A 15,102-nucleotide genomic window follows, 5' to 3' on the forward strand; every position below is an offset into this window, starting at 1 on the left:
ATTGTGTAGTATACGGATATACAAGCACTACGCACCCCGTATTTTAACCCATTTTACACTACGTATTTTCACCCTCAAAAAAAGGGTTAAAAAGGCATTGCTTTTACCAATTCAAGTACATTTTGTTTTATCGCAGGATCGTTTTCAATAATCTGCACAAGCTCATTATCATCTGAAACAGAAACAATTACAAAATTTTTATCCTGATTCCAGAAACTACCGCTAATAACAACTTTGCCATTGCTTTTAAGATCAGCGTAATAACCATTTCTATCAGCTAAACATTGTTCGTTATCAGCAAGGCTGCCAATCTCTTCAAAAAAAAGCATCACGTGATGCGGGTCTTTGTAGGCTGATGCATGTACCATAAGTTGACTATTTTATTTAATACTTAATTATTAAACTCATTAAGCTAAACAGGTAACCTCTGTTAATATATTACCCGGAGCATTAAAATAAAACCCATAACCACCACGTAAAGACGCCGGAGGTTGCTTTACCGCTATCCCTCCTTTGTTCAGCCGGTCATAAACTTCGGCAACCTGCTCATGGCTGTCAACCAAAAAACCGATATGGAAAGCATCGGGGTAACTGTTATTGCCATTCCGATTAAAGGTATCAGCCATAAGCACCAGGATAAAGCCATCCTCGCCTTCCATTACGGCCAGCATATTATTACCTTTTACACCGGCACATTTAAAGTTAAAATATTGCTCAAAAAATTCAGCGCAAGCGGCAACATCGGTCACCGGCAAATTAACGTGATTAAGTTTAATAGTAATTGCTGACATACTAATCAAGGCTTTAATGCTTTTAATACCAGACCCAATGCTTGTTCCATCAGTTTATCATCCAATGTAAAACTGCTGTTCACATAGCTGTTGCCCTGGTTATGAAATTTGATAAGCTGATAAAGAGGCGCATATGCTACCGCCCAATAAACCTCAAAAGGCAAAGGGATCAGTTGCTGCTTTTCTTCGGCATTACGCATAAATGCTCCCAGTACCTGTCCAAAATTAACGGTAAGCATAGCAGTTACTTTTTCATAAAAATGGGTATAGCGCATAATTTCAATAAACTCCATATCTAACGGACATTGCATGAAATACTCGAGGCGATTGTGCCATTGTACCCTCAGTCCATCTGCAAAATCCATATCAGGCGAAAAATTTTGGAGACTAAAGGTCATCATCTTTTCGGCTACCCCAACGCAAATACTGGTTATTAATTCTTCTTTATCCTTATAATAGATATAGATGGTAGCCGGTGACACTCCCGCGGACCGCGCAAGCTTATTCACCCCAAAACCGTCAAGACCTTCAGCCACTATCAATTCTATCGCCTTCTGGCGTATTAGGTATTCTTTATGTTCGTCGCGGGGCCTCATTTCAACACAAAGATAAGTGAGCGTTCGCTTATTTAAAAGTTTATTTTTTATTTCCTTCCGGATATGTGTTAAAAGCAGACTGCAGAAAGCTTAAAACCAACCTTAACACCCTGGTTATTAATTACTTTACTTAGGCCCAATTAATAACTTCCTATAATTCAAGGAACCTTTACATTAGGCAGTATTTGGAGAGTAGCATTTTATGTAGTCGGGGAAGTAATTATGCGAATTGAAATTAACTGATCAGTTTAAAATAGACAACCACCAAAATTGATATGATGATGAGGGGCAGGAACCACAAAGTACGTTTCCAACTCTTTACAGTGTTTTTGTATTTTGACATATAAAACATACTATAAACAAGCATTGTTACGGCCAATACCGCGCAAATACTAACAATTATCTTATTGTCAACAATATATACACCTAAAATTGGGGCCATAAAGATCAATGTAATCAGCAATCCATATTTCTCCAGGTAATTGGGTTTAAGATTTATTTCAATGGGTTTAATGCCGGCCAGGATCTCCTCTACCCTATCATAACCCTCAACCTGCCGCGGAATTAATATCCGTTCAAACGGCGCCTTGCTTTTTCCTCTTATCACAAACCGGTTTTCAGCGTTCTTCTCAATGATAGTAATTTCACTTAATGGAATCTGCATATCTTTCAAACCATCTTGCTTACGTGTTATATTCAGCTCATCGATAATTAACGTATAGCTCCCATATATTTTCCGCCGCTTTTTTGATGTTTTAAAAATAAGATATCCATAAAACAAAGCCATGCCAACTACAAACCACAGCCCCGTGCCGTCTTCATCCCCATCTTTTAACAGGATGAACGATACTCCACCCCATACTATCAACATGAGCAAAGTTGTTCTAATGATTATTCTTTTACGCAGCGCAGGGTAGCTTTCGGGATTTAATCTGAATATCCGGGTTTCCATTAAGGTTTAAATTTCTCCTAAGATAGCTAAAATGATAAGCCGAAAACTTGCATCATCACTAAAAAAATCTAAAAAAACACGCGGGTTAAAACAATAACCAGCAATGCAATGTTGTATCATTACTTAATTAATAATTGCTAAAAATTGCAGAAGCATTTTATAAAAGAGTCTTCAAAATTGCTACCCGGCTGATTTCGAAGGTTTCGATTAACGAATGCAATTTTATTTAAATTACAAAGAAATAATACGTACCTTAGCATTGTCATACTAAATGTTAATAATTATGGAAAAATTAATAATATTAAGAATGTTCTTTTGCTTCCCGCTGGTTGGTCTGTTGGTTCCTGATGCAGGTATTTTGTTGTCAAACTTCCCTGGCAAGGTTCCGGTAATTCACGTTATAATTGAGATAGCATTATTGGTGTGCATTGCGCTTTGTACTGCCGCGATAGCATATGGAAAAAAACGAAATCAGGACAGGACAAACGAAGCCTCTTTTTCCTGATCGCTAATAAAAAATAAAGTAATATTCCTGTTTGGTTTAATTAAACTCTTTAAAAATGGGGCTTTTACGCCCCAATTTTACCCCAATACCCATTGCCCTCCACTCATTTCTTATTAGTTATAAGATATTTCATGATGGTATAAGTTTTGCCATAGTCAATAACAGTTTTTTATTGATATTTGATAAACCGCTGTCGCGTTCATGAAAAAAATTCTATTTCTGCTTTTTTTGCCACTATGCTCACTTGCCCAAACAGCAAGTAAATATATCCAGGAGGGAAACTCAAAAGCCAATGTAAGGAATTATAAAGATGCCATACAAGATTTTACACGTGCTATAGAATTAAACAACAAAAATGCAGCTGTTTTTTATTACCGGGCGAATGCATATGGTAACCTCAAAGACTATAAAGCGGCTATTAACGATTATGCACAGGCCATTGCTCTGAAAGCCGATTTGACCAACGCCTACCTGTATAAAGCCAATGCAGAGGCTGCCATACAAGATTATCAGGTGGCCATTATTGATTTTGACCATGCGATAGCGCTGGGACCAAAAACGGCAGACATGTTCCACTACAGGGGAAATGCCAAAAGTAACATGAACGATTATAAAGGCGCCATAGCCGATTTTACCACGGCACTTCAATTTACACCAAACAACGCCGATCTGTATAAATACCGTGGCCTGGCCAAAAATAATAATAACGATTTTACCGGGGCCGTTGCTGATTATAATATGGCTATTAAACTAAGCCCTAACAGCGCCGAAATCTATCAATACATGGCAGGCAGCAAGGCCAGCATAAATGATTATAATGGCGCCATTGCTGATTATACCAAAACGCTATCGCTTAATCCCGATAACGCTGAGGCTTATTTTTACCGGGCAAATACCAGGGCAAAACTAAATGATTTTAAAGGCGCGGTTGATGATTATAAAAAAGCGGCCGCTATCAACCCCAACCTTAAAAACCTTTTGCTTTACATGGCCAATGCCCAAAGCAGCCTGGGCGATTCAAATGGCGCTCTTGATTATTTCAACAAGGCAATTGCTCAATTTCCCCGGAATGCGAATCTGTACCTGTATCGTGGAATTATTAAAAGCGACAAAAAAGATAATCATGCCGCTTTGGAAGATTTTAACAAAGCTATTGCCCTTGACCCAAAAAACGGCGATGCATACCAAAGCCGTTCATTTTCAAAGCTGGCATTAGGCAATTACGAAGGCGCCAGAGCTGATGCCGATTCGGCAATTAAAATAAACCCTAACAGCATAAGTGCTTACGTAACCTTAAGCAAAGCTAAAATGGCCATGAAGGATACCGCGGGAGTGATTACTGATTTAACAAAAGCAATCAGCCTGAACGGTAAAAGCGATGAAGCTTACCTGTCGCGCGGCGATGCTTATCGCGACTTGGGGGTTCCGTTAGCCGCTATTAACGATTATACGCAGGCCATTGCTATAAACCCGGTTTATACTTACGCCTTTTTAAACCGGGCTATTGAAAAAACCAAACTGGGTGATTATGCCGCGGCTGTAACTGACCTCGAAAAACTGATCAGTATTGCCCCGCAACAGCAAAATGGCTATTCACGACTGGGTAAAATCAATAATTTTTATAAGTACACTAACAATGGCGTACAAATATTTACCAAAGCTATAGCACTTAACCCTGCAAATGCTGATTTTTACCTTTACCGGGGTGAAGCAAAAGCCGCCACCGGCGATGTCAAAGGGGCCATGGCCGATTATAATACCGGTGTACTTAAAGCCCCCAAAAATATCACGCTATTATTGAAGCGAGGCCTGGCCAAAACAGATGCTGAAGACAACAACGGTGCCATAGCCGATTTGAGCAACGCGCTAAAAATTGACTCATTATCAGATTCAACCGCTTTAGTATGGCAAGCGCGGGGTTTTGTAAAAGCCAAACTTAAAAATTATAAAGGCGCCCTCGCCGATCTCGACCGTGCCGTGTCAATTTACTCAAACGACGAGACTTTTTTAATCAGGGGCGATACTAAAATGGCTGTGAAGGATTATGCCGGCGCTGCCGATGATTATCATAATGCCATTTATATGAACGAGACAAATGTAAAAGCTTACTCGCATAGCGGTATTGCTAAAAGCAATCTCGGGGATGCCCAGGGAGTGAAAGAAGATTTTGCAGCCGTGTTTAAACTTGCCCCTAACAATCCCGATCTGTATATTGACAGGGCTATCGCCAAAATAAATTTAAAAGATCTGAACGGAGCAATTTTGGACTGTAATACCGCTATAAGCCTTGACGCGAAAAATGGCCGGGCCTATTTACAAAGGGGGATTGCAAAAATAGCCCTTGATGATAGAACGGGTGGTTGCGCCGATATGAATAAAGCTTTAAGTATGGACGTAAAAGAAGCATCTGATTTTATTATAAAATATTGCAAATAACAATAACTTTTCATTTACAATACTCGTATAATAAGTAACTATTAACTGATCTATAAATAACAATCAAGCCCCGAAAGGGGCTTTTACATTTACGCGGATTTGGAGTGCCTATACCGCCTTCTTATCTTCTATATGTAATTGCGCGCGCAGCTCTTTCAATTCCATTTCGTAGGCGCGCATACGGGCCTGTAAAATATCAACCTCGGTACGCATCATTTGTATTTCGGTAATAAGCTTGGCCGATTCGGGTTTGTTGATCATTTTTTCGCCCGTACCAAGAATAAGCCATTCGGGCGAGTATTTAAGCTGGAAACAGAGCTTCCGGATAAGATAATAGCTAATATCCTGCTTTTTGTTGATCACCTTACTAATGAAACCCTGATCAACACCAATGGCCCCGGCAAGGCCCAGCTGGCCGCCGTGCTCCTTAACAACTACCTTTAACCGTTTTATAATCGCTTCGTCAGACATAAGTGACTGCAATAATAATCATTTTGTTTATCCATGCAATATATAATTGCTTTATTGAACAGGCACTGAAAATAAAAAAGGTCAAATGCCCCAACAGCAAATGACCTTAAAGTAAAACTAACCAACAAAAACTATATATGACAATAAAATAAACTCAGGTTAACACCATAAATTATTTATTTCCTAAATTTTCAAGCAGCTCGCTAAGCTTATCATTATAAACCGGCAAACTGATCTTTCCTGCATTGTAATCACCCGCTATCTGCTGAAGGTTTGCCTCTATTTTCCTCTTTGTATCGTTGTACATATGCACGCGATAGGTATCAGCAGTGAGCCCCGCATTAATTTTATTTAATTTTTGATCCATACACCGTTTCATCAGTAACGGCTGCACATCATTCGCGTTTTTCAGTAATAAATTAACCCGGCTCCGTTGTTGCTTATCAAACTGTAAAATAACAAATACCAGTCCGAGCCCCGCTATCATAAACAAATAAAAATAATCCATATAAAGCCCTGATATTAAACATTCATTATACATTTTAATACGAAGCCAATAAAATAAGGTTGCATAATATTTAAAACTTTTTTCAAATATTTTTCTACCACAAAAATCCCCCCTGTACAAATTTTAAAATACGCATAAAAAGCCGACCTTTACATTCACAATCTCTTAACAAAAGGGATACATAAAATTGCGATCATTATGAAACCGGGCGATAAGGTAATTTGTATAAACGACAAAATAGATCCTGAAAAGATGGCTGAAATACGGCAGGACTTTGAGATTTGGATCACCAGGGATAAGGAGTACACCATACGCGAAATACTTGATAACAATGGCATTGTAACCGGCTTATTATTGGAAGAAGTACACAATTTCCCCAAATTTTTTAAACTGATAAACCGTTTCCAGGAACCTGCTTTTGCCCAGTGGCGTTTCCGCAAACTAAACTACGCAAGTCCGGAGGCCGAAGCTGTTAGCGAAGATTTGGAGCTTGTTGAACATATTGAAAAAGAACAACAGTTGGTAAAAGTAAAATAGTGCCGGGACCTGCATCCCTGCCCTTCTTTAGGCAACAATAATTACTTTGTTAAAATAAGTTAAACATTTGGCTGCAACCTGTTCATAAACGGATATTTATATAGCGAGACTGCTGCATATAATTATCTGTCTGTATGAAAAAGTTACCCGCGTTGTTTTCACTCGCAACCTCAATTGGATTGTGGTATGCCTGCACCCAGCACCCGCAAAACAAAAACGCAATTGATAAATCCTCCGTAAAAATCAGCAACCATGGCGTTAACATTGCTTATACAGATACGGGCAAAGGTGATACCATATTACTTTTTGTACATGGGTGGTGCATTAACAAAAGCTACTTTAACAACCAGGTAAAATACTTTGGTAATAAATACCGGGTTGTTACGATTGATTTGCCTGGTTATGGCCAATCAGGTAAAAACCGCAACTCATGGACGGTGAATGATTTTGCCGGCGACGTAGCTTCCGTGATAACTACCCTTAGATTAAAAAAGGTAATACTCATTGGGCACTCCATGGCCGGCGAAATTATTGTACAGGCTAAGCTCAATACCCCTCGTCAGGTAATAGGGCTGATAGGTATTGATAACTTTAAAGGCTTTGACGGAAAATCCGAAAACGCAAAGGCAAAAGCCGATTACTCTGAAGCCATAGCTATGTTAAAAAACATTTTAAAGCGGTAGCTACCAGCTATTTTAACCAGGACCTTTTTTATAAAACAACCAGCGCCGCAATCAGGAAACACATACTTAACGATGTGCCCAATGCCGATAGCACGATTGCCATAGCAAGTATGGAAGATAATAGGTTTAATACCGTAGCCAAACTTAAAGCCACCAAAACAAAGCTCCGTCTTATTAACAGCGATTACCAACTAACGATACAATTAGGTTTACCAGAGCAGGGATCCCTTACCGGCTGCTACAAATACATGCTACCGGGCATTTCCCTATGATTGAAAAACCAGCAGAATTTAACAGGCTTTTGCAACAAGCTATCAATCAAAATTAATTCGCTTGAGCATATAAAACAGCATTTAAAGCAATTTTAATACCCGGCAAATTATGAAAACAATGCCAAACAGCATATTTTATAACCAATTTAATAAGTATAATCGCTTGCTGCACCCTCTTCTACAAGTTGTGTAAGCAAAGCTTTCAATACAGCTTCGCGGGTCCATTGCTGTTCAGGTGACGAGGCATCCTCTTTATACCATTGCAGGGGGGTGTTAATTTCGATTCGGGCCTTGTAAGCAAAGTTTTTAGTTGGGTGCAATTTGGTGCCCTCGTAACTATTCAGATTTTCGGTTTTAATGATCCGGGCCAGGTCACGGACCCGGATATCTACCTGGAGGCATTCATCAATTGAGTTTTTAAAATCCTGTTTATCCTCCAGCCACAAAGTAAGCACTTCGTCGGCAATATCGTGTTCGGCGATAGTTATCCGGCTGTAATCATAATCAACCGATATAATAAGCCACCAAAGCTGGCTTTTGAGTTTTTGAGAAATTTTTATCATGATAATTAGTGTATTGATTTCGTATTATTTTAATTGAGCATTTATAGGCCGTAATACCTGCAACCAGGTTATGACCGTTTAAAAGCGGGCATCCATCCCGGCATATACTTTTGGATAGCAGCAATTTCATCTCTATATTTTTCACATGCAGTTTTGTAACCCTCAAAGCGCTGCAAAGCTTCATGTTCATTCAAAGTATCCCGATTATCTTGATTGTTATTACCTTCTGTCAATTGCCGCAGGGCCGAAAATGCTATATGCATGGTAGTATGATATTGATTATTTATTGATATTATTTCTTGATTTCAAATTACAGAACATTCTATTTTAACAAAAGAATACTCTTTATAAAACGGACCGAACATTTTGATTTGTAAATAATTTGACTTACATTAGCAATTATCAGCGAAACAAATATACAGAATTGTCTTTATTATAATCAAGAAAAATCTTTAAATTTATTTTCATCATGGAAGACGAGATAAAACCAAACAAAATAAAGATTGTACGCCCCGAAACATTGGAGTTTATCATACTTTATAATCAACTTAAAGGGAAAGCTTTTAACGGAAATGCTCAATTAGCTGAAGCATTAGGCTTTAACTCACCAAGTTCGATCACTGAGATAATAAAGAGCCGACAGAACATAGATCCAGAAAAACTCCGTATTTTTAAAGAAAAATACAAAGAATACATAACAGTGGATAAAAAACAGAATTTCTCTGAATCAAAACCTGTATCCAAACACAGTGAAGGCATACCTATGTATGAAATTTCTGCAACCGCTTCAGGCGTAGAAGTATATAACGACATTAATGATTCACAGCCGGTTGGCCATATGAATTTCCCCGGCATTGAAGATTGCGATTTCGCGCTTCCGGTTTGGGGGCACAGTATGTACCCATATCTGGAAAACGGCTGCTGGGTTGCACTAAAAATAATTCATGACAAAAAGATCCTGCCCGGCGAGGTTTATTACATTGAGTGGGGAGATTACCGCATGTATAAACGCCTGCTTGCAGGAGATAGCCCTGATGAAGTAATTGCACATTCAGATAATACAACAGAAATGGTTGGCAACCGGCTCAAATATGCCCCATTTATTATAAAAGTAGCCGACATCAAAAAACTTTGCCTTGTTAAAGACATTCACAAAAAGCATAACCATTAACCCGCGCGGCTGTAGAATTTGTTAAAAGAACAACAAATTCTACAGCCATTGTTACCTGCCCGGAGAGCAGTTATCATACCCATAAAATCAACATCAAAAAATCGCATTAAAAAACCCACAGCGGAATAAGCTCATCATTTATTACAAAAATCAAGCTATCATAGCTTAAAACTTCCATATTTTTAATCACAATTTGTTTGATAGATAAAATGATAATCCGGCTGGCTACCCTCAATGATGTACCGCAGATATTAGCTTTTGTAGCTGACATAATACCTGCTATGAAGGCGGCAGGTAATTTTCAATGGGATAATGACTACCCCAATAAACAGGTATTTACCGGGGATATCAACCTTAACCAGCTTTGGGTAGCCGAAGTTACAGGAGCAATAGCAGGTGTGGCTGCCATAACTACCGACCAGGATGCAGAATATGCACAGGCCGGTCTTGATATCGATGAAGCTGCCATTGTTACGCATCGGCTTGCTGTAAACATTAACTACCGGGGCCGGGGTGTTGCGGCGGCACTTCTAAAGCAGGCCGAACATGAAGCTACGCAGCGAGGAATAAATACATTACGAATTGATACTAATATTGCGAACCTGGCAACGCAAAAGCTGTTCCCAAAACTGGGCTATGTTTTGGCGGGCGAAATTAGCTTGGATTTAAGACCGGGTTTAAGATTTTTGTGCTACGAAAAGCGGCTCAATAGCAAACTACAGCAGTTACCCGGACATGGCTAACCGGTTTCCATCTATCAAAAACTTCACATATTCACACAAAACCTATAACTATTTCTCAATAGTTATTCACAAATCGGCATTTTATCAACAATGGCTTTTTAGTTTATTTTTTATTCAATTATATTTATAGTGATTATAAACCGCAGGCCTCTGCCGGAGTGATAAAGTTGTAATAAAAAGAGAAGAAGATGGAACCTATCATGATACTGGTAATCGCGGCTATCATTGCTGCCATAATTTTAGTTGAATTTAACAAACGGCAAAACACCAAAGCCGGCGATAGTAGTCATATAACCGCCGATGTGCAACAACTATACCTGCTTAAAGCTGCAGAACATAAAATAGAAGTAATTGAAGATTTGCAAAAGAATGCTGCTAATACCAACAATGCCATTGTAAAAAGTATTGAACAGGAGCTGACACATTTAACAGGAGCTTTTGAAAAAGGCGATATCAAATTGAAGGAATTTAACCTCAAGCTTGACAGCTTACTTAGTAACCTCGATGTTAAAAATTCACTGGCACAAGCATCATAAACAACAAGTTACTTAATTGCACCGGCTTGCATATATCACTTTAAAAGGGTTACATACCCCGACAGCGGTTTCTTACCATCTTTAAGATCAACCACATAATAATAAGTCCCGGCCGGCAGCACGTACCCATTAAAAGATCCGTTCCAGTTTTTAGCATAACCTACCGAACGGAATATTCCGGCACCATATCTGTTAAACACATTCACCGTGCAATTTGGATACGCGGCAAGCCCGGCTATACTCCAGGTATCGTTAACACCATCACCATTAGGGGTAAACGTGTTAGGGATAACCATTTGTTCAAGCACGTTAACTTTGATGGTGGCCGATGCTTGACACCCGCCCGTTGTTGTTACGGTTAACGTATAAGCAGTAGTTGCCGTTGGCGATGCTGTTGGGGTCGAGATAGCTGAATTACTCAATCCAACTGAAGGGGACCAGCTATAATCTATAATACCATCTGATTTAATTGGGGACAAGGCAATACTTTCACCCCTTTTTATAGTAAGCTCTCCGTCAAATGCCACAGTAGGTAGTGTTTTAGTTTGAATAACAAACTCGTTGCTGGTACCTGGTACAGTACACTGCGCGGAGCTGCTTATTGTACATGTTAACACATCACCGTTTTTTAAGGTACTGCTTGTAAACTTATCGCTGTTTTCGCCAACGTTAACGTGATTCAATTGCCACTGGTAAATTGGATTACTACCCGCATTAGGCGATGTGGCTGTAAAGATTTGATCTGCCCCCTCGCAAGCCGGATAAACAGATGGCGTTAAAATAGTTACAACCGGAGTTATCCGAGGTTTATATACAGGCGATACCGAAAGAGAAGTTACACCGGCGGGGTTATCGGTACAATCACTGGTGTTGATGAGGGTAACTGTTACTTCATCGGCAGCGGTAATAGTTGCAGGTGCCGGAAACGTTTTTCCATTATTATTTTGAGCGACACCGTTAACCAACCAGCGATAAACGGGGTTAACACCTTCGCTCCCATTGGTATTGGCCACAAAAGTTACAGACTGGCCCGGGCAAACCAGGTCAGGCTGCTCTATTGCTACCGTTGGTGTTACTAATGGCTTATATACAGGCGATACCGGAAGAGAAGTCACACCGGCGGGGTTATCGGTACAATCACTGGTGTTGATGAGGGTAACTGTTACTTCATCGGCAGCGGTAATAGTTGCAGGTGCCGGAAACGTTTTTCCATTATTATTTTGAGCGACACCGTTAACCAGCCAGCGATAAACAGGGTTAATACCTTCGCTCCCATTAGTGTTGGCCACAAAAGTTACAGACTGGCCCGGACAAACCAGGTCAGGCCGTTCCACTGTTACCGTTGGTGTTACCAATGACTTATATACAGGCGATACCGGAAGGGAAGTTACACCGGCGGGATTATCGGTACAATCGCTGGTATTGATGAGGGTAACAGTTACTTTATCGGCAGCAGTAATAGTTGCAGGTGCCGGAAACGTTTTTCCATTATTATTTTGATCGATACCGTTAACCAGCCAGCGATAAACAGGGTTAACACCTTCGCTCCCATTGGTATTGGCCACAAAAGTTACAGACTGGCCCGGACAAAGTATATCAGGTTGCTCTATTGCTACCGTTGGTGTTACTAATGGCTTATATACAGGCGATACCGAAAGAGAAGTCACACCGGCAGGATTATCGGTACAATCGCTGGTATTGATGAGGGTAACAGTTACTTTATCGGCAGCAGTAATAGTTGCAGGTGCCGGAAACGTTTTTTCATTATTATTTTGAGCGATGCCGTTAACCAGCCAGCGATATACTGGGTTAATACCCTCGCTCCCATTAGTGTTGGCCACAAAAGTTACAGACTGGCCCGGACAAACCAGGTCAGGCTGTTCCACTGTTACCGTTGGTGTTACCAATGGCTTATATACAGGCGATACCGGGCCAGAAGTTGAACTCAGAGGACCGCAATCACTTGTATTAATCAGCGTAACAGTCACCTTATCGGCAGCCGTTATGGCGATGGGCGCCGGAAACGTTTTATTGTTATTATGCTGATCGACATTGTTGATCTCCCAGCGGTAAACGGAGTTAACATCCTCCGTGCCATGGGTGTTTGCCACAAATATTACCTGCTGCCCCGGGCAAGCCAAATCCGGTTGTTCTACACTTACTACCGGGGTTACCAATGGTATATACATGGGTGATGCCGGGGCGGAGGTAACAGATGGCGTATTGGTACAATCGACGGTATTAGTCATGGTTACAGTTATTATATCAGTACTGGTAACTTCAGAGCTTATAAAATTTACGCTATTGGGGCCAGTGGGGATTCCATTTACATACCACTGATAATTTAGATTATTCGCCGGATTGGGTGTCAACGCAACAAGTATCACCTGCTCGCCGGGACAACCTAAAATTTGTTGATTAATGCTTACCTCCAGCGTCATAATCGGATTTACTACTCCGCTTACCGGTACATGAACATCAGCAGCTCCGGTTGATTTTAATAACACATTACCAGTAAAGTTCCTGGCTGGTGCTGTTGCTACAGAACGAACATAAACAGGAATTCCGTCTCCATCAGGAGGCAATTCTAAATCAGCAAGCGATATCGTAACTGTATTGCCATAGCCACCAACCGGCGTCAATGACACCTCAAAATTGGCAGGCGCCATAACGATTGCATCGTCGGTAAGGTTAATTCCCGACACCATGAACGTTTGATAATTTGCAGATGCCGTCCCAACGCAGGCTGTAATAGCTCCACTGGCGCTGCTACCGTTGATAATCGGCTTTAGCACATCATCAACTTCTATACTCAATATGAACTTACTGCTACCCGCGGCGTTATATGCGGTAACTGTATAATCGGTAGCCGGCCACAATACTGTAGGTGTCCCGGTAATAATCCCTGTTCTCGGATCAAAAACAAGGCCTGCAGGCAAAACCTTATCAATGGTATAACCAGTTGCTATAACCTGTTTTATTGCATTTTTACCATACTCTGCCACATACAAATTGCCATCAGGCCCTATTGTTATACCACTCGGGCTACTAAAATGAACGTTAGTGCCGACCCCGCTTTCGGCCCCAATGGGACCGCCGCCTGCTATAGTTTTAACCTCACCGTCCGGCGAAATTCGCCGCACAGTACCTACCCCACCGTCAGTAACATATAAATTACCAGAGGGATCAACTGTTATTCCCACAGGATATTGAAAATTAGCCGCCGCTCCAATTCCATCGCCTGTGCCAAAAGAACCACTACCCGCTACTGTTGTAACCTGTCCGTTAGGGGTGATTTTGCGAATCACAAACCCAGCCTGGTCTGCAACATAAATGTTTCCGTCTTTATCAACTGCAAGGCCGGCCGGTTTGTTAAACTTTGCGGCACGTCCAAGCCCATCTATAGTACCTGCCGACGGCTGCCCGGCAAGCGTATACACATACCCAGACGGAGAAATTTTGCGGATCGCATTATTCCCGTCTGACACATACAAATTATCATCCTTATCAATTGCAATGCCATTAGGATTGATAATATTTGCTACATTACCCGGACCATCGGCAGTACCACCTTGGTTAATACCGGCAAAAACAGTAACTGCACCCGCAGGGGTAATTTTTAATATATTATGATTGCTATAGTTAGCCACAAACAAATTGCCGCTTTTATCCTTAACCACCCCACGTGGGTTATTAAGCTTGGGCACATTAAAAGGTGGGCCGGGCAATGCGTCGGTACCTATTGATGAAACCTGCCCCGCGGCACTTATCATACGGATCCCGCCTCCGCTTTCGGCTATATACATATTCCCGTCGGCATCGATACTTATACCATACGGCAATTTAAATTGCGCGGTGGCCGCATTACCGTTCACATTGCCAAACTGCCCTGTGCCCGCAATAACCTTAGTATCGCCATAAACGGTAGCCGGAACAGCGCCACCCTTATTTGCAGGGCTTAGCGGCGCTATTTCATTGCCTATAATATAAACATTGGGAGTAGTATAGGTAATATCGGGCGCCTGGCCAAAAGCTGAAAAAGCTACGAGCCAAAGCACAAGTGCTGTTATTACCGGTTTTGGAGAAGCACACACTTCAGCTATTTTAAATTGTAAGCAGGTGCGGTTATCCAGCGGTCAGGAAGATAGCAAGTGTAAATATAACTGGTCATTAAATTGCAGGTAAGGTTATAGTAATCTGTTTATCTCATTGGTTTATCAATTGCTGATATCCATACTAAAATAAGCTTTTTTGACAACTCTTAATCAACTAATTTTAAATGATTTAAATTATAAATCCGGCATCACCAAAAACAAAAAAGCCGGACTAAGCCGGCTA

General features: G+C 40.8%; 16 protein-coding genes. 7 read left to right on the forward strand and 9 right to left on the reverse strand.

The window, feature by feature from the left end; translation table 11 throughout:
- Positions 1 to 86: 86 nt before the first annotated feature.
- The 4 genes from MusilaSJ_RS08455 to MusilaSJ_RS08470 all read right to left on the reverse strand — a co-directional run bounded on the left by MusilaSJ_RS08455 (position 87) and on the right by MusilaSJ_RS08470 (position 2,339).
- Positions 87 to 368, reverse strand: a complete 282-nt coding sequence (locus MusilaSJ_RS08455; protein ID WP_274989560.1) for a YciI family protein — start codon at positions 366 to 368, stop codon at positions 87 to 89.
- 39 nt (positions 369 to 407) lie between these two features.
- Complete coding sequence (locus MusilaSJ_RS08460; protein ID WP_274989561.1) at positions 408 to 791, reverse strand: VOC family protein; 384 nt, start codon at positions 789 to 791, stop codon at positions 408 to 410.
- 5 nt (positions 792 to 796) lie between these two features.
- Complete coding sequence (locus tag MusilaSJ_RS08465) at positions 797 to 1,387, reverse strand: TetR/AcrR family transcriptional regulator (protein ID WP_274989562.1); 591 nt, start codon at positions 1,385 to 1,387, stop codon at positions 797 to 799.
- Between the two features lie 235 nt (positions 1,388 to 1,622).
- Entirely contained in the window at positions 1,623 to 2,339 is a 717-nt protein-coding gene (locus MusilaSJ_RS08470) for a hypothetical protein (protein WP_274989563.1), read from the reverse strand.
- 283 nt (positions 2,340 to 2,622) lie between these two features.
- Here MusilaSJ_RS08470 and MusilaSJ_RS08475 point away from each other — a divergent pair, with 283 nt between their 5' ends.
- Together MusilaSJ_RS08475 and MusilaSJ_RS08480 are read left to right on the forward strand one after the other, a co-directional pair.
- Positions 2,623 to 2,844: a hypothetical protein gene (locus MusilaSJ_RS08475; protein ID WP_274989564.1), complete on the forward strand. Its 222-nt coding sequence runs from the start codon at positions 2,623 to 2,625 to the stop codon at positions 2,842 to 2,844.
- Positions 2,845 to 3,045: 201 nt separating this feature from the next.
- Positions 3,046 to 5,280: a tetratricopeptide repeat protein gene (locus tag MusilaSJ_RS08480; RefSeq protein WP_274989565.1), complete on the forward strand. Its 2,235-nt coding sequence runs from the start codon at positions 3,046 to 3,048 to the stop codon at positions 5,278 to 5,280.
- A gap of 108 nt (positions 5,281 to 5,388) precedes the next feature.
- On the opposite strand, the gene MusilaSJ_RS08485 is transcribed toward MusilaSJ_RS08480, so the two are convergent.
- Both MusilaSJ_RS08485 and MusilaSJ_RS08490 read right to left on the reverse strand, forming a co-directional pair.
- On the reverse strand, positions 5,389 to 5,751 hold the full coding sequence (locus MusilaSJ_RS08485; RefSeq protein WP_090523778.1) for a helix-turn-helix domain-containing protein: 363 nt from the start codon (positions 5,749 to 5,751) through the stop codon (positions 5,389 to 5,391).
- A gap of 172 nt (positions 5,752 to 5,923) precedes the next feature.
- Positions 5,924 to 6,259, reverse strand: a complete 336-nt coding sequence (locus MusilaSJ_RS08490; protein ID WP_274989566.1) for a hypothetical protein — start codon at positions 6,257 to 6,259, stop codon at positions 5,924 to 5,926.
- 198 nt (positions 6,260 to 6,457) lie between these two features.
- Between MusilaSJ_RS08490 and MusilaSJ_RS08495 the strand changes: the two genes are divergently transcribed.
- Positions 6,458 to 6,796 (forward strand): hypothetical protein, encoded by a 339-nt coding sequence (locus MusilaSJ_RS08495; RefSeq protein ID WP_274989567.1) that lies wholly within the window; start codon positions 6,458 to 6,460, stop codon positions 6,794 to 6,796.
- Positions 6,797 to 6,930: 134 nt separating this feature from the next.
- On the forward strand, positions 6,931 to 7,479 hold the full coding sequence (locus MusilaSJ_RS08500; protein ID WP_274989568.1) for an alpha/beta fold hydrolase: 549 nt from the start codon (positions 6,931 to 6,933) through the stop codon (positions 7,477 to 7,479).
- A 418-nt stretch (positions 7,480 to 7,897) separates the two neighbouring features.
- Here MusilaSJ_RS08500 and MusilaSJ_RS08505 read toward each other — a convergent pair whose 3' ends face one another.
- Together MusilaSJ_RS08505 and MusilaSJ_RS08510 are read right to left on the reverse strand one after the other, a co-directional pair.
- Positions 7,898 to 8,314 (reverse strand): hypothetical protein, encoded by a 417-nt coding sequence (locus MusilaSJ_RS08505; RefSeq protein WP_274989569.1) that lies wholly within the window; start codon positions 8,312 to 8,314, stop codon positions 7,898 to 7,900.
- A gap of 68 nt (positions 8,315 to 8,382) precedes the next feature.
- Positions 8,383 to 8,577 (reverse strand): hypothetical protein, encoded by a 195-nt coding sequence (locus tag MusilaSJ_RS08510; RefSeq protein WP_274989570.1) that lies wholly within the window; start codon positions 8,575 to 8,577, stop codon positions 8,383 to 8,385.
- Positions 8,578 to 8,783: 206 nt separating this feature from the next.
- On the opposite strand from MusilaSJ_RS08510, the gene MusilaSJ_RS08515 reads away from it, so the two are divergent.
- The 3 genes from MusilaSJ_RS08515 to MusilaSJ_RS08525 all read left to right on the forward strand — a co-directional run bounded on the left by MusilaSJ_RS08515 (position 8,784) and on the right by MusilaSJ_RS08525 (position 10,764).
- Entirely contained in the window at positions 8,784 to 9,485 is a 702-nt protein-coding gene (locus MusilaSJ_RS08515) for a S24 family peptidase (RefSeq protein ID WP_274989571.1), read from the forward strand.
- 209 nt (positions 9,486 to 9,694) lie between these two features.
- Positions 9,695 to 10,228: a GNAT family N-acetyltransferase gene (locus tag MusilaSJ_RS08520; RefSeq protein ID WP_274989572.1), complete on the forward strand. Its 534-nt coding sequence runs from the start codon at positions 9,695 to 9,697 to the stop codon at positions 10,226 to 10,228.
- A gap of 188 nt (positions 10,229 to 10,416) precedes the next feature.
- Positions 10,417 to 10,764: a hypothetical protein gene (locus tag MusilaSJ_RS08525; protein WP_274989573.1), complete on the forward strand. Its 348-nt coding sequence runs from the start codon at positions 10,417 to 10,419 to the stop codon at positions 10,762 to 10,764.
- A 35-nt stretch (positions 10,765 to 10,799) separates the two neighbouring features.
- Here MusilaSJ_RS08525 and MusilaSJ_RS08530 read toward each other — a convergent pair whose 3' ends face one another.
- Complete coding sequence (locus MusilaSJ_RS08530) at positions 10,800 to 14,858, reverse strand: T9SS type B sorting domain-containing protein (RefSeq protein ID WP_274989574.1); 4,059 nt, start codon at positions 14,856 to 14,858, stop codon at positions 10,800 to 10,802.
- Between the last annotated feature and the right edge of the window lie 244 nt (positions 14,859 to 15,102).

The organism is Mucilaginibacter sp. SJ (assembly GCF_028993635.1).
GTDB lineage: Bacteria > Bacteroidota > Bacteroidia > Sphingobacteriales > Sphingobacteriaceae > Mucilaginibacter.